Annotated in this window: 17 protein-coding genes, 1 other RNA gene, 1 pseudogene and 1 riboswitch; of the genes and pseudogenes, 15 read left to right on the top strand and 4 right to left on the bottom strand. The window is 32.8% G+C overall.

Annotated elements, in window-relative coordinates; translation table 11 throughout:
* The first annotated feature begins 5 nt into the window (after positions 1 to 5).
* Positions 6 to 932 (top strand): indoleacetate decarboxylase activase, encoded by a 927-nt coding sequence (locus tag P8V03_RS11370; protein ID WP_318798201.1) that lies wholly within the window; start codon positions 6 to 8, stop codon positions 930 to 932.
* 103 nt (positions 933 to 1035) lie between these two features.
* Here the strand turns inward: P8V03_RS11370 and P8V03_RS11375 are convergent, their stop codons facing one another.
* Both P8V03_RS11375 and P8V03_RS11380 read right to left on the bottom strand, forming a co-directional pair.
* Positions 1036 to 1866 carry a methyl-accepting chemotaxis protein gene (locus P8V03_RS11375; RefSeq protein WP_318798246.1) on the bottom strand — a complete coding sequence of 277 codons (831 nt, stop codon included), beginning with the start codon at positions 1864 to 1866 and terminating at the stop codon, positions 1036 to 1038.
* 266 nt (positions 1867 to 2132) lie between these two features.
* The gene (locus tag P8V03_RS11380) at positions 2133 to 2981 is read right to left on the bottom strand and encodes a DegV family protein (protein ID WP_318798202.1); all 849 of its coding nucleotides are present in this window, start codon (positions 2979 to 2981) and stop codon (positions 2133 to 2135) included.
* A gap of 135 nt (positions 2982 to 3116) precedes the next feature.
* On the opposite strand from P8V03_RS11380, the gene P8V03_RS11385 reads away from it, so the two are divergent.
* From P8V03_RS11385 to P8V03_RS11425, 9 genes and pseudogenes are all read left to right on the top strand, one after another.
* A complete protein-coding gene (locus P8V03_RS11385; RefSeq protein WP_318798203.1) occupies positions 3117 to 3695 on the top strand; it encodes a TetR/AcrR family transcriptional regulator in 579 nt (192 codons plus the stop codon).
* A gap of 129 nt (positions 3696 to 3824) precedes the next feature.
* Positions 3825 to 3907, top strand: a riboswitch (cyclic di-GMP riboswitch).
* 108 nt (positions 3908 to 4015) lie between these two features.
* Positions 4016 to 5716, top strand: coding sequence for a methyl-accepting chemotaxis protein (locus P8V03_RS11390; RefSeq protein ID WP_318798204.1), 1701 nt, complete (start codon positions 4016 to 4018; stop codon positions 5714 to 5716).
* A gap of 108 nt (positions 5717 to 5824) precedes the next feature.
* A complete protein-coding gene (locus tag P8V03_RS11395; protein WP_318798205.1) occupies positions 5825 to 6262 on the top strand; it encodes a tellurite resistance TerB family protein in 438 nt (145 codons plus the stop codon).
* A gap of 228 nt (positions 6263 to 6490) precedes the next feature.
* Positions 6491 to 7048, top strand: a complete 558-nt coding sequence (locus P8V03_RS11400) for a serine/threonine protein kinase (protein WP_318798206.1) — start codon at positions 6491 to 6493, stop codon at positions 7046 to 7048.
* A gap of 106 nt (positions 7049 to 7154) precedes the next feature.
* Entirely contained in the window at positions 7155 to 7421 is a 267-nt protein-coding gene (locus P8V03_RS11405; protein ID WP_318798207.1) for a DUF1653 domain-containing protein, read from the top strand.
* A gap of 15 nt (positions 7422 to 7436) precedes the next feature.
* Positions 7437 to 7817 (top strand): annotated as a pseudogene (locus P8V03_RS11410) (HIT family protein); the annotation flags it as partial.
* A gap of 27 nt (positions 7818 to 7844) precedes the next feature.
* The gene (yaaA, locus tag P8V03_RS11415; protein WP_318798208.1) at positions 7845 to 8609 is read left to right on the top strand and encodes a peroxide stress protein YaaA; all 765 of its coding nucleotides are present in this window, start codon (positions 7845 to 7847) and stop codon (positions 8607 to 8609) included.
* Positions 8610 to 8709: 100 nt separating this feature from the next.
* Positions 8710 to 13056 (top strand): DNA polymerase III subunit alpha, encoded by a 4347-nt coding sequence (polC, locus tag P8V03_RS11420; protein ID WP_318798209.1) that lies wholly within the window; start codon positions 8710 to 8712, stop codon positions 13054 to 13056.
* 180 nt (positions 13057 to 13236) lie between these two features.
* Positions 13237 to 13449 (top strand): hypothetical protein, encoded by a 213-nt coding sequence (locus tag P8V03_RS11425; RefSeq protein ID WP_318798210.1) that lies wholly within the window; start codon positions 13237 to 13239, stop codon positions 13447 to 13449.
* A 53-nt stretch (positions 13450 to 13502) separates the two neighbouring features.
* Here the strand turns inward: P8V03_RS11425 and pdxR are convergent, their stop codons facing one another.
* Positions 13503 to 14921 (bottom strand): MocR-like pyridoxine biosynthesis transcription factor PdxR, encoded by a 1419-nt coding sequence (pdxR, locus tag P8V03_RS11430; protein WP_318798211.1) that lies wholly within the window; start codon positions 14919 to 14921, stop codon positions 13503 to 13505.
* A gap of 102 nt (positions 14922 to 15023) precedes the next feature.
* On the opposite strand from pdxR, the gene P8V03_RS11435 reads away from it, so the two are divergent.
* The 4 genes from P8V03_RS11435 (at position 15024) to P8V03_RS11450 (ending at position 18025) form a co-directional block, all read left to right on the top strand.
* A complete protein-coding gene (locus P8V03_RS11435) occupies positions 15024 to 15437 on the top strand; it encodes a CGGC domain-containing protein (RefSeq protein WP_318798212.1) in 414 nt (137 codons plus the stop codon).
* Between the two features lie 271 nt (positions 15438 to 15708).
* Positions 15709 to 16650 carry a tRNA dihydrouridine synthase gene (locus P8V03_RS11440; RefSeq protein WP_318798213.1) on the top strand — a complete coding sequence of 314 codons (942 nt, stop codon included), beginning with the start codon at positions 15709 to 15711 and terminating at the stop codon, positions 16648 to 16650.
* 235 nt (positions 16651 to 16885) lie between these two features.
* A complete protein-coding gene (locus tag P8V03_RS11445) occupies positions 16886 to 17350 on the top strand; it encodes an aminoacyl-tRNA deacylase (protein WP_346432505.1) in 465 nt (154 codons plus the stop codon).
* Between the two features lie 354 nt (positions 17351 to 17704).
* Positions 17705 to 18025 (top strand): TfoX/Sxy family protein, encoded by a 321-nt coding sequence (locus P8V03_RS11450; RefSeq protein ID WP_318798215.1) that lies wholly within the window; start codon positions 17705 to 17707, stop codon positions 18023 to 18025.
* A 411-nt stretch (positions 18026 to 18436) separates the two neighbouring features.
* On the opposite strand, the gene rnpB is transcribed toward P8V03_RS11450, so the two are convergent.
* Positions 18437 to 18776: RNase P RNA component class A (gene rnpB, locus P8V03_RS11455), an RNA gene on the bottom strand.
* 234 nt (positions 18777 to 19010) lie between these two features.
* Between rnpB and P8V03_RS11460 the strand changes: the two genes are divergently transcribed.
* On the top strand, positions 19011 to 20180 hold the full coding sequence (locus P8V03_RS11460) for an iron-containing alcohol dehydrogenase (RefSeq protein WP_318798216.1): 1170 nt from the start codon (positions 19011 to 19013) through the stop codon (positions 20178 to 20180).
* Positions 20181 to 20205: the final 25 nt, after the last annotated feature.

Genomic DNA, 20205 nt, shown 5'->3' on the forward strand with positions numbered 1-20205 from the left:
AAATTATGAAGAATTTAAGGAGCTCAGGAATAATATTTGATATACAAAGCTTATCCTTTCATGATGGACCTGGTATAAGAACTCTTGTGTTTTTAAAAGGATGTCCACTAAAATGTCTATGGTGTGCTAATCCAGAAGGTCAAAAGTTACTGCCGGAGCTTCGATATCATAAGGTCAATTGTGCAGGTTGTATGGAATGTTCAAAGGCTTGTGTAGAGAATGCTATTACTTTAAAAAACCATGAAGATGCTAAAGTTACTATAAGCATAAATAAGGAAAAATGTATTAAATGTAGTGATTTAAAATGTACAGATATGTGCTTAAATGATGCATTAAAGCTCAGTGGAAAGACTATGACTGTAGATGAGGTTATGAAGGTTATAAAAAGAGATAGTGCTTATTATAAGAGAAAGGGTGGAGTAACACTTTCAGGAGGAGATCCTACCTACCAGCCAGAATTTGCAGTTAGTCTCTTAAAAGCATGCAAGGAAGAATATATAAATACTGCTGTTGAAAGTGCAATGTTTACCACTGTGGATACAGTTAATAAGTTTATACCTGTTACAGACTTATTCTTAACAGATATAAAGCATATGAATGAAGATAAGCATAAGAAGCTTACAGGGGTTAGTAACCAGCCCATTTTAAATAATATTTCCATAATATCCAAGCAAAAGCCTGTAGTAATCAGAGTTCCCATAATACCAGGTTTAAATGACGATAAGGAAAATATAATAAGTATAAGCAGATTTTGTGCTGAAAATAACATAGATAGAATAAATCTTTTGCCTTATCACAAGCTAGGTGTAGCAAAATACGAACAATTAGGACTAACATATGATATTTTAGATGTAAACTCACCAAATAAGGAGAAAATGGAACTTTTAAAGGAAGCTGTAGAGTCTTCAGGAGTGAAATGTATTATTGGATAGCTTTGCATGGCTATTAGGGAAACAATAGCTATATTATTAACTTAAATAGCAGTACGATGTTGTTATGACTAAAAGAAGCCTTTTTAAAAGAGGCTTCTTTTAGTCATTTAATTTCTAACTGTTTAGTAACCTTTAATAAGACCTCTGATAGACTTCTTAGATCGTAAATAGAAGCACTTATTTCCTCAGATGCAGCAGCCTGGGACTGGGTTGTTGAGGCGTTTTTTTCAATTGTGTCCATAATAAGATTTATAGAATGCTGCATATCTTTAAGGCCTTGCTCTATTTGGTTTACGGCATTTTTGCTATTTACTGCAAGCTTTCGTATTTCTCCAGCTACTACTTGAAAGCCTCTTCCTTCTTGTCCAGCTCTTGAAGCTTCTATTGATGCATTAAGTCCTAAAAGATTAGTTTGATTAGCTATATTCCTTATAAAATCTGTAATTTTAGAAGTCTCATCTACACTTTTTCTTGTCACTTCAGCGGAAGACACCATTTCTTCCTGCGAGGAGGCTATGTTTTGTGCATTTGTAGTTATATCATTAATGCCTGTTGATATTTGTTCGATGGAACTTGCCAAGCTATCAACAACATTACTTAGTTGTTCATATATTTTAACTCTACTATCTAAACCCCAACCTACTCCTGCAGCACCTATTATTTGTTTGTTTTCATCAAACAAGGGTATGGTAATGGCCTTAAATGGGGTACCAAATAGTTCTTTTGGAACGATGACTCTTAAAGTTTTCTTAGACTGAACAACTTCATATAAGCCATCGCCAGGTCTCAATGATAATCCCTCATGTCCTGCGTCTACAGTTTTTCCAGCTTTGTAATATACTATTTTCTCTAAGTCTGATACCACAAGCATTGCATCTTCATCTTGAAACATATCTTCAAGAACTGAAATAATATTTAACATAGAATCTAACATGTTCAAAATTTTATCCCCCTTAATACAAAATTAAACAATATGTTTAACAACATTAATATGTCATATAAATATATTAGCAAAAATTGCAAAAATATGAAAGTTTTTATTAAAATATTTCTAACAAATTGGTAAAAAGTAATAAAAAGTAATAAAAACGAAAAAAGTAATTTATCATTTATATAGCTAAAAATAGGCGATTAAATAGAAATAAAAGTAGCTTCATGGTATTTGCTAACCATGAAGCTACTTTTTAATAAAATTCAACTCTATCTCTTATTTATCCAGGACAAACCGATGCTTCTAGTTCCTGTATGTACACTTATTACAGGTGATAGCTCTTCAATGAGAATTTCATGTTCAGGATATATATCCATCAACATTTCCTTTAAATCCAAGGCATAATCATATCCATTTGCATGTGCTAGAATAATCTTCGAGTTATTTGTAAGCTTTTCATTTTTAATTTGTTCAATTAAATTGTTATATACTTTTTTCATTGTTCTTACTTTTTGACTTACTAATATTTCGCCTTCCTCAAAGGACAAAATTGGCTTTATACTTAACATTCTGCCAAAGGAGGCTGCAGACAATGATATTCTTCCAGTACGATGTAAATGTGCTAAATCATCTACCACTAACAGTATTCTTGAGTTTGACCTGATGTATTCAAGATTTTTAATAATATGTTCAATACTAGCTCCCTCTTTTATTAACTCCAAAGTCTCAAGGGCCATCTGCTTTTGAATAGTTGCCGTAAATAGGGAGTCAAAAACAGTTATTTTATCCTCGGAAATTTGAGCCCTGGCAAACAGTCCTGTTTGGAATGTACCACTTAGCTTAGAGCTAATGGTAATGTATATAATATGATCGTACTTTTTTACTAATTCATCTAAAAGTTTAAAAACTTCTCCAGCAGAGGGTTGCGAAGTAGTTGGTAGATCCAAGGATTCCTCCATTTTCCTGCAAAATTCACTTGGAGTTATATCTAAGCCGTCTCTAAGATCTTTACCGTCAACTATTACACGTAATGGTATTGAGTATAAGTTGCTATTTTTTTCAATTATTTCTTTGTCAATTACAGCAGTACTATCAACTACTACAGCTATTTTATGCATACAATCCACCTCAAAAAAATGTTATAAATGTTACAAGTTATACACTTGTAACACTTGTATACTTATAATATAATACTATAAAGTGTGAAGTCAATTAAATATAATAAGTTACACAAATAAGGAGAAATGTTACAAATGAATCAAATGAAAGAAAAGGTTAATCCTATAACTTTAAGGTCTAAAAGTTTCATTGTAAAGTCATTAATTGAATTAATGGATAAAAAACCCTATAGTGAAATAACTTTAAAAGAAATTGCGGAAAATGCAGATTTAACTAGGCAAACAGTTTATAGAAACTTTGCTAAAAAAGAAGCTATATTAGAATACTATGTTGATGGATTTTACAATAATTTTATAAACACAATTTCAGCTAAAAATGATATAACATTATATGATCTGCTTATTACATATTTTGAATACTGGTATGAAAATAGAGAATTTGTAAAAAAACTTGTAGATAACAATGTATATCAAATACTGCTTGAGTTACATTTAAAATACTTAAATTCTATGGCAACAGATGAAAAATTTAAAAATTTAGTTTTTGTATCAAATAATAGTTATTTTAATCATTTTTCCGCTGGTGGATTGTGGTTTGCACTGAAAAAATGGGTGGAGGATGGCACAGAAAAAACTCCAAAGGAAATGACAAATACTATTTTAAACTTCTACCATGTTAAGGGGCTAAATGTTAGAAATATAAGAAGAGAATAAAATTTTATCTTATGTAATTACATGGATTAATTTCTAGTTTTTTCATATAACATAGCTAAAGAGTTACAAAAAATGTTGAATGTAACAGTTTTATATGATAATATATCTATGACTTATATTAGTTAAATTTAATTATAAGGAAACAATAAAAAGCTTTCTATAATTTTGTACCTTGAAAGCTTTGAGTTAGTTGTGCAACCGACCTGTATTTACTGAACAGAAGTTATGATGTTGTCTGTTTATAATTCAGGTCTTTTTTAGTGTAAATATATTTTTCAAAAGGGGGGAATATTGATGTATACAACTGCATCATAAGGGGTATGGGAAAACTAGGATTAAAGATTCTAAAAAGGGTAGGATTAATATTTATCTTTTCAATGATTTTACTATTTACAGTTAATTTATTTACCTTTCAGCATGTATTTTCAAAGGTACAGGAGGATGTAGCAGAGAACGCTAAAAAAGCAGTGAGTTCTGTTGATGGAGATAAGGTAGGGAGGCTTATTGAAAATAAGTCTATGGATAGTAAGGAATATAAAGAGCTAAAGGAATCGCTAATAACCTATAAAAATGATACAGGTATAAAGTTTTTATATATTATGGGAAAAGATGATAGCAGTGCCTATATGCTAGTAGATGCAAATATTAAAGAAAGCGACCAGATTGGAGAAAAGTATAACTTAGAGGAGGAAATGTTAGAGGCCTTTGGTGGAAAGGTATCTTATTCAAAGAATCCTGTAGAAGATAGCGATGGTGTACTTATATCTGGATATGCACCTATTAAAAATTCTTCAGGTGAGATTATAGCCATAATGGGGGCAGACATAGATGTATCATTATACACATATACTAAAAAGATCATGAACCTAAGTCTTATAATTACAGTTCTAGTTATGTGCAGCTTAACTATCTTAATGGTTTTTAGCTTATCAAAGAAGATATCCTTAAGTGTAGAAAAGATAAAGTATGGACTTGATAAAATGTCCGAAGGAGATTTAACAACTCCTATGCATATTAAAAGTGGAGATGAATTTGAAGATATAGCTTTATATATTAACAAAGTTAGGGTGGATATTAAGAAAATTGTTGAAGATATAGGAATAAGCTCAAATAGGGTAAGGCAGCAGACAGAAAGCTTATCTGCTGTATCAAAAGAACTGGCAGTTGCTTCTGAAGCTGTTGCTGAATCTACTGATGAAGGTGTAAAAAACCTAAGTGTTCAGAAGGAACAAATGGTAACTATAAATACTATACTAGATAACTTTGGGACAAAGGTTAATGAAATTTTGTCACTAGCGAAAATGTTAAATTCTGAAGTTGAAATTATAAATAATAAGGCTCAGGATAGTAATAAGGATTTAGTAAATTTTGAACAATCAATCAAGGAGGTAAATTTATCTTTTGATGATGTAAGAGATAAAATAAAAGGCTTTGCTATAAACTTAAATAAAATTAGCAAAATAACTAACATAATAAATGATATTGCAGATCAAACTAATTTACTTGCCTTAAATGCAGCTATTGAGGCTGCAAGAGCTGGAGAAAGCGGTAGAGGATTCTCAATAGTTGCAGAAGAAATAAGGAAGCTGGCAGAACAATCTAAGAATTCATCACAGAATATAACTTCCTTAATTGAAGTTGTTTTACATGAAGGGGAATTGATTGCTGAAACATCAGACAATATGAATGACAGGCTCAATGACCAGGTAATAAAGCTTAACAGTTCTACAGATAGTATTAGAACAGTTATCAGTTACATAGAAGAGGTTTTTCCTAAAATCAATAATATACATAATAATATAGTTGCTATTAATGGGGAAAAAGAAAGAATAATCGAAGACACTATGAGTATGTCTTGTGCTTCAGGAAATATTTCAGCTTCTGTAGAAGAAATATCATCTTCTACTCAGGAGATAAGTGCCTCTTCCCAGGAGATAGCAGGTGCCGCTGAGCAGTTAACGGATATAACGGAGGAAATGGTAAAAAATATAGAAAAGTTTCAAGTTTCTGAGGAAAAATAGAGAGTAATATAACTATAAAAATGACAAAAATTAAGTTGATATGTGGTATATTTAACTATATAATATAATTATGATATAAAATTATATTAATCTAAAGGGGGAGTTTATATGTTTTTAAAGGAATTAAATAAAAAAGAGAGAATTGCTTTTATTAATTTAGTTCATGCTTTGTCTAATGTAGATGAAGTATTTTCGAGCCATGAAAAGGAACTAATGGATGAATACCTAGAAGAGCTATCCCTAGATAATGAATCTATAGAAGAGCTAACTTTGGAATCAGCAGCTAAAGAGCTAACTGATTCTTCAGATAGAGCTAAAAATATAATTTATTTTGAGTTATTTGGAGTTGCTTTAATAGATGGAGAATTTGATAAAAAAGAGATTGAGTTTTTAAATACTCTTGCCTCCAAGTTAAATATAAGCTTAAAGAAGCAGCAGGATTTTATAAACTATTTTAAGACTGTTAAGGAAGCTTATGATGGAACTTTTGTTAACTATGAAAGTAAGTTAGATGAATTAGAAAAATTAGCTAGAGAATTAATATAGATACTATGTAAAGGTAATATAAGAAGTGTGGATATTGTTTCTGCACTTCTATCTTTTTAATTATCTTGAAGACAGGAGTTCTATAATAGGTGGTAAGATATATAGTAAAGGTTAGAATTAAGGAGCGTAGGAAAAATAACATAATACTTGGTAACCCTACAGCGTAATCGCCAATATAATATAGTATAACAAAGGATAAATCAATAACTACAAAGTGAGGTAATAATTATGGTCAAATCAGATAAAAACGATTATTCTAACTATTATTGTGGTATTGATATTACTAAGTTAAAGTTTATTGGACAAGGTACTCAAGGAAAAGTTTTTTTCTTACCACCAGATAAAGTAATAAAGGTTTTTCACAGTAAACATTCCTGTAAAAATCAGCTTCTTATCTTGCAGAATGTAAGTAAAAGTAGATTTTTTACAAAGGTATATGATAATGATGAATTTTCAATTGTTATGGATTTTGTACCAGGAATAACTCTTAAAGAATATTTAAATAATAATTCTCTTAGTGAAAAACTAGCCTTGGAATTAGTAGAATTAATATGCGAGTTTGAAAAGTTAGGATTTACTCGGTTAGATATACGTGCTCCTCATATTTTTGTACAAGCTGATGAATCTATTAGAATAATTGATCCTAGGAAAACCTATACTATTGTACAAAAGTATCCGGTAAAAATATTAAGTACACTAGAAAGAGCAGGTGTTTTAGAACAATTCTTTAGAATGATAAAAGACAAATATAATGACAAATATCTACAATGGAAAAATTTATACTAAACTAATGAAATGGTTCAGTCATTTTGATTGAACCATTTCTCATTATGTATATAATTAATTATAGAGAAATTTAATTAAAAATAGAAATGGAATAGGAGAAATATTAATGAAAAGAAACGTACAGATAGATCAGTACTATAGACATTTCAAAAATCATTGGTATAGAGTAATAGATGTAGCGGAGCATACAGAGACAGGAGAAAAACTAGTAATCTATACGCCGCTATACGGAAATAGAGGAACCTTTGCCAGGCCGCTAAAGATGTTTCTTGAAGAAGTACCAGCGGAAAAAGAAAATCCTACAGCACAAAGGTATAGATTTATGAGTCTTGAGGAATTAAACTTAAAATCTGAGGATGTTCATCATAATTAGAAAAGGGGAGAAAAACTAATGGAAGAATGCATATTTTGCAGCTATAACAAATCAGAAATAATAGCGGAAAACAAATTAGCCTTTGCCATAACAGATAAGTTTCCAGTAAATGAAGGGCATACGCTGATAATACCTAAAAGACACTTCAAAAATTTCTTTGAAGCTTCAGAAGAAGAGATTAAGGCTATTTACTCTCTCATGCATGAAGTAAAAGAAATGCTAGATATTCAATATGAACCATGGGGATACAACATAGGAGTAAATGTTGGATACTATGCAGGACAGACGGTAATGCATCTTCATGTACATCTTATACCAAGGTATAAAGGAGATGTAGATAATCCTAGGGGAGGCATAAGGAATTTTAAGACAGCTTTAGTTGAATATGATGGATAAACATAATCCTGATGAGGTGAGTTACAAATGATAGCTATAATATCGCCAGCAAAAACTTTGAATATGGAAAAGCCAATAAATACTGATTTATATACAAAACCTACTTTTATCAAGGAAGCAAGTGAACTAATGAAAGAGCTTCAAAAGTATACTCCACCTGAACTGGAGAGCTTAATGAAGATAAACGGTAAACTTGCAGAAGAAAATTTTATGAGGCACATAATATGGAATGAGGAACATAATCTATCCAATGGAAAACAGGCTCTCTTAGCTTATGATGGTGCAGTTTATAGAGGAATAGATGCTAAGAAGCTTAATAAACAGCAGTTGTCTTTTGCAAATAATCATTTAAGAATAATTTCTGGTTTATATGGCGTACTAAAACCACTGGATTTAATACAGCCTTATAGATTAGAAATGGCGACTAGACTTAAAAATAGTTCAGGCAACAATTTATATAGCTTTTGGAGAGATAAACTTACTAGTTATTTCAAGGAAGAATTAGATAAGCAAGATGATAGTATACTGATAAATTTGGCGTCAAAGGAATACTCTTCAGCAATAGATATGAATAAACTGAATGCAAATATAATAACTCCTATATTTAAGGAATATAAGGGAGGAGTTTATAAAGTTATAACCATTTATGCAAAGCGTGGAAGAGGGCTTATGAGCAGATTTATAATTGAGAATAGCATTGTTTCATCAAATGATTTAAAAGGGTTTGATGAGGAAGGCTATAGTTATAATGAATATCTGTCTACTGACTTAGAATGGGTATTTACTAGATAAGAAGTACTCCTATACCTTTTTTTTCTATATGGCAAAGGATAAATTTATCTTATATAATATTAAGGTACTAAAAATTTTTGGGAGATGGTTAAAGATTAGCATGAAAAGAATAAATGAAATTTTTAGTGATTATGAAGTAGGGGGCAACATAGGCACTGCCATTGTAGAATCGGTAGTTCTAAGTAAAAAGACTAAAACCCTGGAAATGAAAATCAGCTCAGATAAATATATTGAAGTAGGAGAATTTGAAGGTCTTAATAAGTTTATAAGAGAAAGATTTTCGTTGAGAAATTCTGAAATCGCTGTGAAGTATGTTGAGGGAACATATAAAAAGCCTATAGAAGAAGAATTGCAAAAGATTATATCTTCTATTTCAGAAAAATATCCTGCTCTAAAGGCAGTGCTGAATAATAGCCGATACGAAGTGGCTGAAAATACTATAAATTTTAATTTTAAAATTGCAGTATCCGGCTTTTTAAAATCCATGGATTATGATAAAAAAATCTATGATGCCGTAAAAAGCCTATATGGCACAGCATATAAAATAAATTTTATTGATAAAGTAAGCAGTGAAGAATTATTAAAGATGGAAGAAGAAACACGTGCAAGTGAAATGCTGTTTATTCAAAGGGAAGTAAAGGCTGCACCAAGCAATAATACCCCTAGTTTGCCTAGGGTAGCAGCAGAAAAGAAACAGGAAACAAAAGCAGAAAGCGATGGAAAGAAAGTTGATCCGTTCTTGATACTAGGCAGAAATGGTAATATTAGAGAACCTATAATAAAAATTACCGATATTACACCGGATGAAGGTAGGATAGCTTTAGAGGGTGAAATATCAAACATGGAAGCTAAGGAATTAAAAAGTGGAAAAACATTAGTTTCCTTCGATTTATATGATGGCTCAAGTTCCATGACTTGTAAGGCTTTCTTAAAGCCCGGTGAAGAGAGTGAGGTAGTATCCAGACTTAAAAAGGCTAAGGCTGTTAGACTTGCTGGAAATGCAGGTTTCAGTAAGTTCTCTGGGGAAGTTGAAATGATTGCCAATATTATAATAGAAACAGAAGGCATGAAGAAGGCTAAGAGGATGGATGATGCTGAGGTGAAGAGAGTAGAGCTTCATATGCATACACAGATGAGTCAAATGGATGCTATGACCAGTGCCACTGATTTGATTAAAAGAGCCATGAGCTGGGGCATGAAATCTATTGCTATAACGGACCATGGAGTGGTGCAGGCATTTCCTGAGGCACATAAGCTATTAGGAAGAGATAACCCTGACATGAAGGTTATATATGGAGTGGAGGCCTATTTAGCGCCAGATAAAAAACCTTCTGTAACAAACCCTAAGGGACAGAGCATTGATACCACTTACTGCGTACTGGATTTAGAAACCACAGGTTTTTCACCGGTAACAGAAAAAATTACTGAAATAGGAATTATGAAGCTTAAGGATGGAAAGGTAATAGATCAATTTAGTTGCTTTGTAAATCCTGAAAAACCTATTCCAGCAAGAGTGGTGGAAGTTACCAATATAACCGATGATATGGTAAGAGATGCAGAAACCATAGAAAAGGTATTTCCTAAAATGTTAGAGTTTATTGAGGGAAGTGTTTTGGTTGCTCATAATGCTGGTTTCGACGTAGGTTTCTTAAAGCATAATGCTAGAGTTTTAGGTTATGACTTTGATTTTACATATGTAGATACCTTGTCCTTGGCACAGGAGATTTTCCCTGAGTTTAAAACCTATAAACTAGGAAGAATTGCTAAGAACCTTGGCATAAAGGTGGAAGTGGCACATAGAGCTTTAGATGATGTTGATACCACTGTTAAGGTCTTCAAAGTAATGCTTGAAAAGTTAAAGGAAAGAGGTGCAGAAACCCTCCAGGATATAGAAATATATGGATCCGACGAAGTGTCATTGAGGGAGGGGTATAAAAAGCTCAAAACCTATCATGCAATAATATTCGCAAAGAATTATGAAGGATTAAAGAATTTATATAGACTAGTGTCTTATTCAAGTTTAGATTATTTTTATAAAAAACCTCGTATACTAAAAAGTATGTTGAAAAAATATTCTGAAGGTTTAATTCTAGGCAGTGCCTGCAGTGAAGGTGAATTATATCAGTCAATACTTCTAGGAAAATCTGATGAGGAAATTGAAGAATTAGCAAAGGAATATGATTATTTAGAAATACAGCCTCTAGGCAACAATGACTATCTAGTAAGGCAGGAGCAAGTACCTAATAAAGAATATCTAAAGGAAATCAATAGAAAAATTGTAGCTTTGGGAGAAAAATTAAATAAACCTGTAGTAGCAACAGGAGACGTTCATTTCATGGATCCTGAGGATGAGATATACAGACGTATACTAGAAGCAGGCCAGGGCTTTAAGGATGCAGATAATCAGGCTCCACTATACCTAAGAACTACCGAGGAGATGCTTAGGGAGTTCTCCTATTTAGGAGAGGAAAAGGCTTACGAGGTGGTAGTTACAAATACCAATAAGATAGCAGATATGTGTGAGAGAATTAGTCCTATTTCACCAGATAAAGCTACACCTCATATAGATGGCTGTGAGCAGACCATTAAGGATATTACCTTTAGCAAGGCTCATGAGCTTTATGGAGATCCTCTTCCTGAAATTATTCAGGCAAGACTTAATAGAGAGCTGGATTCTATTATAAAAAATGGTTTCTCAGTGATGTACATTATAGCTCAGAAGCTGGTTTGGAAATCCAATGAGGACGGTTACTTAGTAGGTTCCAGAGGTTCCGTTGGTTCTTCTGTTGTGGCATATATGACCGGTATAACAGAAGTAAATGCTCTGCCGCCACATTACAGATGTCCAAAATGTAAGTATTCAGACTTTACCGATTATGGCATTAAATTGGGCTTTGACCTACCTGATAAGGTTTGCCCTGTTTGTGGAGAAAATTTAGCTAAGGACGGAATTGACATTCCTTTCGAAACCTTCTTAGGTTTCAATGGAGATAAAGAGCCGGACATAGACTTAAACTTCTCAGGAGAATATCAAGCAAAGGCCCATAAATACACAGAGGTTATCTTCGGAAAGGGCACAACCTTTAAGGCTGGAACCATAGGTACTATAGCAGAAAAAACAGCCTTTGGGTATGTTAAGAAATACTATGAGGAAAAAAATGTTTCAGTAAATAAGGCAGAAATCCTAAGAATCTCAAAGGGCTGTACTGGTATAAAAAGAACCTCAGGACAGCACCCTGGTGGAATCATAGTTGTTCCTAAGGGAAGAGAAATTTTTGAATTTTGTCCTGTACAGCACCCTGCTGACGATCCAAATTCAGATATTATAACAACACACTTTGATTATCACTCTATAGACCAGAACTTATTGAAGCTAGATATACTGGGCCACGACGATCCTACAGTAATAAGAATGCTGCAGGACATAACGGGAGTGGACCCTCAGACTATACCTATGGATGATAAGGAGACTATGTCTATATTTTCATCCACACAAGCTCTGGGAGTAACACCAGACCAGATAAATTCTAGGGTAGGAACCTTTGGTATTCCAGAGTTTGGCACTAAGTTCGTAAGGGGAATGCTTCTAGACACAATGCCAAAGACCTTTATGGATTTAATATGTATTTCAGGACTTTCACACGGTACCGACGTGTGGCTTGGAAATGCTAAAGACTTAATTGATCAAAAAATAGTTACCAGCATAAGTGAAGCAGTGTGTACCAGAGATGATATCATGGTTTATCTTATTAAAAAAGGTCTGCCTCCAAATTCAGCCTTTAAAATAATGGAGTTAGTACGTAAAGGAAAGGCATTAAAAGATCCAAAGTTTCCAGAATATGAGGCCTTGATGAGGGAACATGAGGTACCAGAGTGGTACATAGGTTCCTGTAAAAAGATAAAATACATGTTCCCTAAGGCCCATGCTGCTGCCTATGTAATGATGGCCTTCAGAATAGCTTGGTTTAAGGTTCACATACCTAAGGCATATTATGCAGCGTACTTCTCCATCAGAGCTAAGGCCTTTGATGCAGAATTTATGATATTCGGAAAAGAAAAGGTCAAAGAAAAGATGAAGGAAATTGAAGCTATGGGCAATCAAGCAGCTCCTAAGGATAAGGATATGTACGATGACTTAGAATTGGTTTTAGAAATGTACGAAAGAGGACTTAAGTTCCTGCCAATTGATTTATATAAGTCTCATGCTACCAAATTCCTAGTGGAGGAAGATGGCTTAAGGCCGCCTCTAAACAGTATAGCGGGCATGGGAAATGTAGCTGCAGAGAGTATATATAATGCTGTACATGAAGAGAAGCCAATAAGCTCCATAGAAGATTTAAAGAAGCGTGCTAAGATTGGAAACTCTGCTATAGACTATCTTAAAAAGTTTGGCTGCTTAAAAGGGCTTCCAGAAAGTGATCAAATTTGCTTTTTTGATGTAATTTAATAAATATAGGTCACTAGCTAGGTTTGAGAGAAGACCACTAGTCTATTATTATGATAAAAGATAGAAAATAAGAAAGTGTATACAGTGCACTTTCTTATTTTTATTTCAACAAATAAGTTATAAAATAATACAATTTGTTAAATCATAATTTTATAAATAAAATAGAAAGGTGGTTACTACATGGAAAAAAACCTTATAAAACCTGAGGAATTAGTAGATGTACTAGAAGAGAATGGAGAATTAAGCATTTACAATGGTGTAAAAGAGTTGTTCATTCAAAGCGTAGATGACAAAGAAGGTTATTCCTATGTAAGCAGCACAAATGAAGAATTTGGCAGCAGCAGAGAAGCTGCAGAATGGGCAATTAATGAGCTCCATAAAAATGTTACGTAAAAGGTAGTTGAATAATGACACCAACAGCCCAACAGGGCTGTTTTTTTAGAGATTTAATAATTTACTACAGTAAACCATGCCTTTTTCAATATCTGAATACCTTCTTCAATCTGCAATGCCGTTAAACCACCAAAGCCCAATAAAACCATAGGAAATTCATTGGTTACGGATTCATTATAATAAATTGAGGTTGGATAGACTTTTACTTTCATCTTATGAGCAGACTGAATCAGCTCTTCCTCTGTCATACCATTTTTAACTTTCAACAAAAGGTGTAGTCCAGAATTGGTCCCGATAGCTTCGACTTTGTCTTTCATATGTTTATCAATTGCAGAAAGTAATATCCCACGTTTTTTACGATATAGTGTCCTCATTTTATTTATATGACTTGATAAGTATCCTTCTTTCATAAATCTATACAGTGTGTTTTGATGAAGCCTAGATACAGTCTGCTTATATCTTTGAAAATGTTGTTGATATTTCTCTACTAATTTTGGTGGTAAAACTAGATAACTTATTCTGATTGAAGGAATTAAAGATTTTGAAAATGTTCCCATGTAAATAACCTTGCCATTTCTATCTAATCCCTGCAAAGAAGGAATTGGTTTTCCTTCATATCTAAATTCACTATCATAATCATCTTCGATTATATAACCATCTCTTTCTTCACACCATTTCAATAACTCTAATCTTCGAGAAACTGGCATAATCATGCCACAGGGGAACTGATGAGAAGGTGTAACATAGACAACTCTAGCAGAACTTTTTCTTAAATCTTCTACACAAATACCATTTTCATCTATTGAAATAGAACAAATATCTATTCCCTGGTCTGTAAAAACATTTCTTGCTTTATCGTACCCAGGATTTTCAATTGCGTATGTATAGTCTTTACCTAATAGCATACATAATAATACCATTAGATATTGTATGCCTGCTCCAATAATAATTTGTTCTGGAATGCACCTCACGCTTCTTGACTGAAAAAGATATTTAGATATCTCTTTACGTAGACATTCCTCTCCTTGAGCTTCACCTACTAATAAGAGGTCGCCTTGGTCTGAATATAAGCATTGGGTTGTTAATTTTCTCCACATGCGGTACGGAAAATGGTCCAAATCAATATTTCCTGAGCTAAAGTCAATTAAGTATTTAAAGTCATCCTTTAATTTTATATTTTCACTAGGATTATTAATAGTTGATAGATTACAAAATAAGTTATCCTCTAGCCTTGTTACAAATATCCCTGAACGGGGTTTACTTTCCACGTATCCTTCTGCATGCAATTGTTCGTAAGCAGCTTGAATAGTGTTTTGGCTGATTCCTAGATAACTTGCCAATTTTCTTTTTGATGGCAGCTTCGTTTGTGGTTTAATCGTCCCAATTTCTATTTCATGTTTGATATATTCATATAATTGCATATATAGTGGAGTGTTTTTTGAGTAATCCCAAAGGGGCATAATTTCAATCATTCTCTCAATCCTTCCATAACTGATACTATAAAATATATTAAAACTGATACTTTTGATGATACCATATTAGAATTATAATATAAACAAGAGGGGGGATAATTTATGGATACTAAATATGTTGTTATCATTCAATGTGACATTGCACACAAAAGGTGCAGCGGGTTCGCATGTACAAATGCTTTTTATAATAAAGATGAGGCTTTTAAAGACTATGATGATACTACAAGATATATTTCTTTTACTTGTGGAGGATGCTGTGGAAAGGGAGTTGCTTCTAAATTAGAACATTTTTTTAAGAAAGCACGTAAAAATAATAATATTACTAAAGATGAGGTGGCAGTTCATTTATCATCCTGTATGGTAACAGATAATTATCATTATGACAGATGTCCAAATGCAGATTATATAAAGAGCATAGTAACAAAAAAAGGCTATAAAAATATGGTGGAAGGTTCTTATATAAGTAATAATGCAAAGAAGAAAAGAGAAGAAGGTATATATAATTGCTATGAGTAAGGTCAGTTTTTTATAAGTGCGGAAAAGAACAAATTTTAATTAAAGAAATAGGAAATCACTTAGGCGGCTAAACACCAAATTCCATTGGGCTTAGGCCCTTTAATTTTTCTTGCAGTCTTTTGAGTGCATCTCAAAAGTATAAACACTAATCCTATATTTACCGCGGATTTTATTATGTTGACTCACTGTTATAATTGGAAGCTTGAATTTGGAAGTAATCTTTATTATAATGGGTAAGCAACATTACTTGAATAAAGGAGATTTTAAATATATGAAGTTTTATTTCGCACCTATGGAAGGTTTGACAGGGTATATTTATAGAAATGCTCATAATACCTTTTTCAATAAAATAGATAAATACTTTTCACCTTTCATTGTAGCAAATCAAAGTAACAGTTTTAAAACACGGGAATTAAATGATATCTTACCTGAAAACAATCAGGGGCTAGTTTTGATTCCGCAACTACTAACAAACAATGCAAAGGATTTTATACATACTTCAAAGAAGATAAAGCAACTTGGATATAATGAGGTCAATTTAAACTTAGGATGTCCTTCTGGAACTGTAGTTTCAAAAAATAGAGGCTCAGGATTTCTTTCAAAAACAGAAGAACTTGATCTGTTTTTAGAGGAAATTTTTTCTGAAGCCACAACAAAAATCTCAATAAAAACTAGAATAGGAAAAGACAGCCCAGAAGAGTTCTATAAGTTGATTGAGATATTTAACAAATATCCCCTAGAAGAGCTTATCATTCACCCTAGAATTCAAAAAGATTTTTATAAAAACAAGCCTAATCTGAAGGTTTTTAAAGATGCCTTGGTTTTAAGTAAAAATCCTGTTTGCTATAATGGCGACATTTTTACAGTTAAAGATTATAGGGAGTTTTTAGCTGATTTTCACAGCGTAGAAACCATAATGCTTGGAAGAGGATTATTAGCCAATCCTGCACTTATTAGCAGTATTGAAAACAATACTAAACTGGAAAAAAAGCTGCTAAAAGATTTTCACGATAAAATTTATGAAGATTATAAAAAGGTACTTTTTGGGGATAGGAATGTGTTGTTTAAAATGAAGGAACTATGGTTTTATATAATACCAATGTTTTCTGATAACGGAAAATATGCGAAAAAAATCAGGAAATCAGAAAGATTACGAGATTACGATGAAGCGGTTTCAAGTTTATTTAGGGAACAGGATATTCTAGAAAATTAGAAAGATTAAAGAAACACTTAGGTTCTACCTAGGTGTTTTTAACTATGCACTTACTTAGTTATCGGACAAAGCAGCAAAACTAATATATGGGACAAGTAAAGATTCTTATATTTTTTGCACAATTGTGAGAAAATGTGGAAAATATGCTATAATATAGTTAAAGTATAAATTAGAATTGTAATATATTTACGAATATAGCTGTAAATATATTTAAAATGGAAATGGAGTGATAAAATTGAAAGAATTTGAAGAAAAATTAAAAGAATATATAATAGAAAATAATATAGACGCAGAACAGCATATTTATGAGAATACCTGCCACACTGTAGAAGAAGCCGCATCTGCTGCTAATGCATCGCCAAAGGATATTGTAAAAAGCATATGTTTAATAGGGAACGAAGGTAATCTTATTGTTGCTATTGTTGGAGGGAACGATAGGGTAAGTACATCAAGGGTAGCAAAAGCATTAAATATAGAAATTCCTAAAATTGCAACTCCTGAAGAAATACTCAATAAAACTGGATACATATGTGGAGGCGTACCGTCATTTGGCTATGAAGGGATATTCTTAATTGACCCTAAAGTTATGGAAAATGAGTTTGTTTACACTGGTGGAGGCTCACCTTATTCATTAACAAAAATTTCAGCAAAAGTATTACAGCAGATAAATAAAGGTCAAATAGTTAGAATAAGAAAATAATTAAGAGAAATAAGGTGGTTTTTTCTTAATAGTTTCCTTATTTAACGTCTCAGTTATAAAAATTAAATAATTTACTAGAGTACCGCGTTATTCATTTGAATTTTGGGGTGTTTTTTAAAAATTATATTTAAGTATTTTTATATAAAATAAACAGAGTGATTGGTAATTGAAAGATTATGTCTACTTATATTGCAAAATTAACCATGTAAAACTGTGGAAATACGATATAATTACCATTAGTTAAGTTAAAATAGTAAATTATAGCGACATATGTAAGTTAAAATAGTAAATTATAGCGACATATGAAGGATGCAAAATAACTCAATAAATAGTAATTTGAAGAGGAGATAAGATATGGCTTCTAGTCAAGAATATTTAGATTTTATTATTGGACAATTAGATACACTGGGCGATATTTCTTTTAGAAAAATGATGGGAGAATATATTTTATATTTTCGAGGAAAGATTTTTGGGGGAATATATGATGACCGTTTCTTGGTTAAGATAACCAAAGCCAGCAGACAGTTAATGCTAGATGCAACTGAGGAACTGCCTTATGATGGTGCAAAAACAATGCTTTTGGTTGAGGATATTGATAACAAGGAGTTCCTATATCAACTGATTACAGAGCTTTATAAGGAACTTCCTACTCCAAAAGTAAAAAAGAAAAAGTGATTTTCAAATTCCAATTTGCAGTTGAGATTATAGAATAATGTTTAGTTGAGTTATTTCGTAATCTTCTTATTTTATCTATTAATCATAAATTCACGATAGTTGGGTATTAGTAAAGTATTGTGGGCTATTGGGCTATCATTTAGAGTAAATCTATTAAAACGATAATAAATTACCTACAGTAAATAGAATACTGATTCTTAAAAGTTAAAATAATACTTGTAATGAGGAGATGTATTATGTGTCAACAGGTTGAAATTAAGAGTTTGGATATTGATGATTTGGTTTTTCTTCCCTATAAAAATAGAAACTGTCAAAAAAAATATTGAAATTAATTGTTCAACTGTAATTCCATTATAATGGAATTAAGTTTCCAAAACAAAAAAACACTCAGGTAAAACCTAGTGTTTTCAATCTGTAAGTAAGTCTATAAGCCGAGTTCTGTATTTGACAATCATCTATCTAGGCCTACTGTTACCAGCAGACTCAAGCGATACTATCGAGAAGTGGAACGGGCCGCCCCTTGGTACTTCTCAATCTTGCTCCAGATGGGGTTTACATAGCCGCAAAGTCGCCAATGCGCTGGTAAGCTCTTACCTCACCTTTCCACCCTTACCGAAACTAGTTTCGGCGGTATATCTCTGTTGCACTTTCCTTCAGGTTACCCTGACTGGGTATTACCCAGCACCCTGCCCTATGGAGCTCGGACTTTCCTCTCCTGTGTTTCCACAGCAGCGATTGTCTGGCTTACTCGCAGATATTATAATATCACAGCATATATCAAATTACAAATAATAATTAATGTTAAATATAGATAACATTAGTTCTATTTCTATTTGATGAAAGCAATAAAGTAGCAATTTTAAATTATTATTTTTTAAGCAATAAGGAATTACCAAAAAAGTATTGACTTGGAGTTGGCTCACAGGAGTATAATTGTTTAAGAAATGGTAAACTTAAGTGGATTTTAAGAATTGGGGGGTAAAGTATGAGTTTTAATATGTATATTCCAACAAGAACTTTATTTGGTGCAGGTCAGTTAAATAATCTAAAAGATCAGGTTATGCCAGGTAAAAAGGCAATGATTGTAATTTCTAATGGAAAATCTACCAGAGAAAATGGCTATCTTGCCAGAGTGGAAGAACAACTGAAAATTGCAGGTGTTGAAACAGCTGTATTTGATAAGGTTGAGCCAAACCCACTGAAATCAACGGTTATGGCTGGAGCTGCATTCTCAAAAGAAAACCATTGTGATTTTATTGTTGCTTTAGGTGGTGGAAGTTGTATGGACGCATCGAAAGCAATTGCAATCATGGCAACAAATCCAGGAGATCTCTGGGATTATGTTCAGTCAGGAACTGGAAAAAGAAAAGTAATTGAGAATAAACCACTTCCCATAGTAGCGGTTACAACAACAGCAGGAACAGGCTCAGAGACAGACATGGGTGCTGTAGTTACCAATGAAGAGACACAGGAAAAACTAGCCATTAAAACACCTGAATTATTTCCTGTCCTTGCTATTGTAGATCCGGAACTTATGAAGTCTGTACCACCTAAGTTCACAGCTTTCCAAGGATGGGATGCCTTGTCACACAGCATGGAAGGGTATATCAATAATAAATCAAATTTAATGAGTGATATGTATGCCATCACTGCAATTGAAAATGTGAGCCGTTATCTTGCAAGGGCAGTAAAAGATGGAAATGATATTGAAGCAAGGGAAAGAGTTGCCTTTGGAAATAATTTATCTGGGATAGTAATGTGCGTTGGTGCAATCTCCAGCCAGCACTCTCTGGAACATGCTATGTCTGCATACCATCAAGATTTACCTCACGGAGCAGGACTGATCATGCTTAGTAAGGCATATTTTACTCACTTCATTGAGAAACATGTTTGTGATGAGCGTTTTATACGTATGGCGAAAGCAATGGGCATGGAGGACGCAAAGGAGCCTATGGATTTTATCACTATGCTTACAAAGCTCCAAGAAGAATGTGGAGTGGCAGACTTAAAGATGTCCGATTATGGAATTAAACCTGAGGAATTTGAAACACTGGCACGTAATGCAAAGGATACAAACAGTGGACTCTTCTTAGTTGATAGGTGTGAACTGAGCATAGAAGATTGTATAGCTATTTATAAGTCTTCTTACAAATAAAAAGAGTCTAAATATACTAACTGCA

The organism is Clostridium tanneri (assembly GCF_033659955.1).
Taxonomy (GTDB): domain Bacteria; phylum Bacillota; class Clostridia; order Clostridiales; family Clostridiaceae; genus Clostridium_AM; species Clostridium_AM tanneri.

What these genes read in the sequence shown, in the direction of transcription:
- pdxR (WP_318798211.1), bottom strand. Translation starts at nt 14,921, where the DNA reads ATGATTGAAATTATGCCCCTTTGGGATTACTCAAAAAACACTCCACTA.
- P8V03_RS11400 (WP_318798206.1), top strand. Translation starts at nt 6,491, where the DNA reads ATGGTCAAATCAGATAAAAACGATTATTCTAACTATTATTGTGGTATT.
- P8V03_RS11450 (WP_318798215.1), top strand. Translation starts at nt 17,705, where the DNA reads ATGGCTTCTAGTCAAGAATATTTAGATTTTATTATTGGACAATTAGAT.
- P8V03_RS11375 (WP_318798246.1), bottom strand. Translation starts at nt 1,866, where the DNA reads ATGTTAGATTCTATGTTAAATATTATTTCAGTTCTTGAAGATATGTTT.
- P8V03_RS11425 (WP_318798210.1), top strand. Translation starts at nt 13,237, where the DNA reads ATGGAAAAAAACCTTATAAAACCTGAGGAATTAGTAGATGTACTAGAA.
- P8V03_RS11435 (WP_318798212.1), top strand. Translation starts at nt 15,024, where the DNA reads ATGGATACTAAATATGTTGTTATCATTCAATGTGACATTGCACACAAA.
- P8V03_RS11380 (WP_318798202.1), bottom strand. Translation starts at nt 2,981, where the DNA reads ATGCATAAAATAGCTGTAGTAGTTGATAGTACTGCTGTAATTGACAAA.
- yaaA (WP_318798208.1), top strand. Translation starts at nt 7,845, where the DNA reads ATGATAGCTATAATATCGCCAGCAAAAACTTTGAATATGGAAAAGCCA.
- P8V03_RS11385 (WP_318798203.1), top strand. Translation starts at nt 3,117, where the DNA reads ATGAATCAAATGAAAGAAAAGGTTAATCCTATAACTTTAAGGTCTAAA.
- P8V03_RS11405 (WP_318798207.1), top strand. Translation starts at nt 7,155, where the DNA reads ATGAAAAGAAACGTACAGATAGATCAGTACTATAGACATTTCAAAAAT.
- P8V03_RS11390 (WP_318798204.1), top strand. Translation starts at nt 4,016, where the DNA reads ATGGGAAAACTAGGATTAAAGATTCTAAAAAGGGTAGGATTAATATTT.
- P8V03_RS11440 (WP_318798213.1), top strand. Translation starts at nt 15,709, where the DNA reads ATGAAGTTTTATTTCGCACCTATGGAAGGTTTGACAGGGTATATTTAT.
- P8V03_RS11460 (WP_318798216.1), top strand. Translation starts at nt 19,011, where the DNA reads ATGAGTTTTAATATGTATATTCCAACAAGAACTTTATTTGGTGCAGGT.
- P8V03_RS11370 (WP_318798201.1), top strand. Translation starts at nt 6, where the DNA reads ATGAAGAATTTAAGGAGCTCAGGAATAATATTTGATATACAAAGCTTA.
- polC (WP_318798209.1), top strand. Translation starts at nt 8,710, where the DNA reads ATGAAAAGAATAAATGAAATTTTTAGTGATTATGAAGTAGGGGGCAAC.
- P8V03_RS11395 (WP_318798205.1), top strand. Translation starts at nt 5,825, where the DNA reads ATGTTTTTAAAGGAATTAAATAAAAAAGAGAGAATTGCTTTTATTAAT.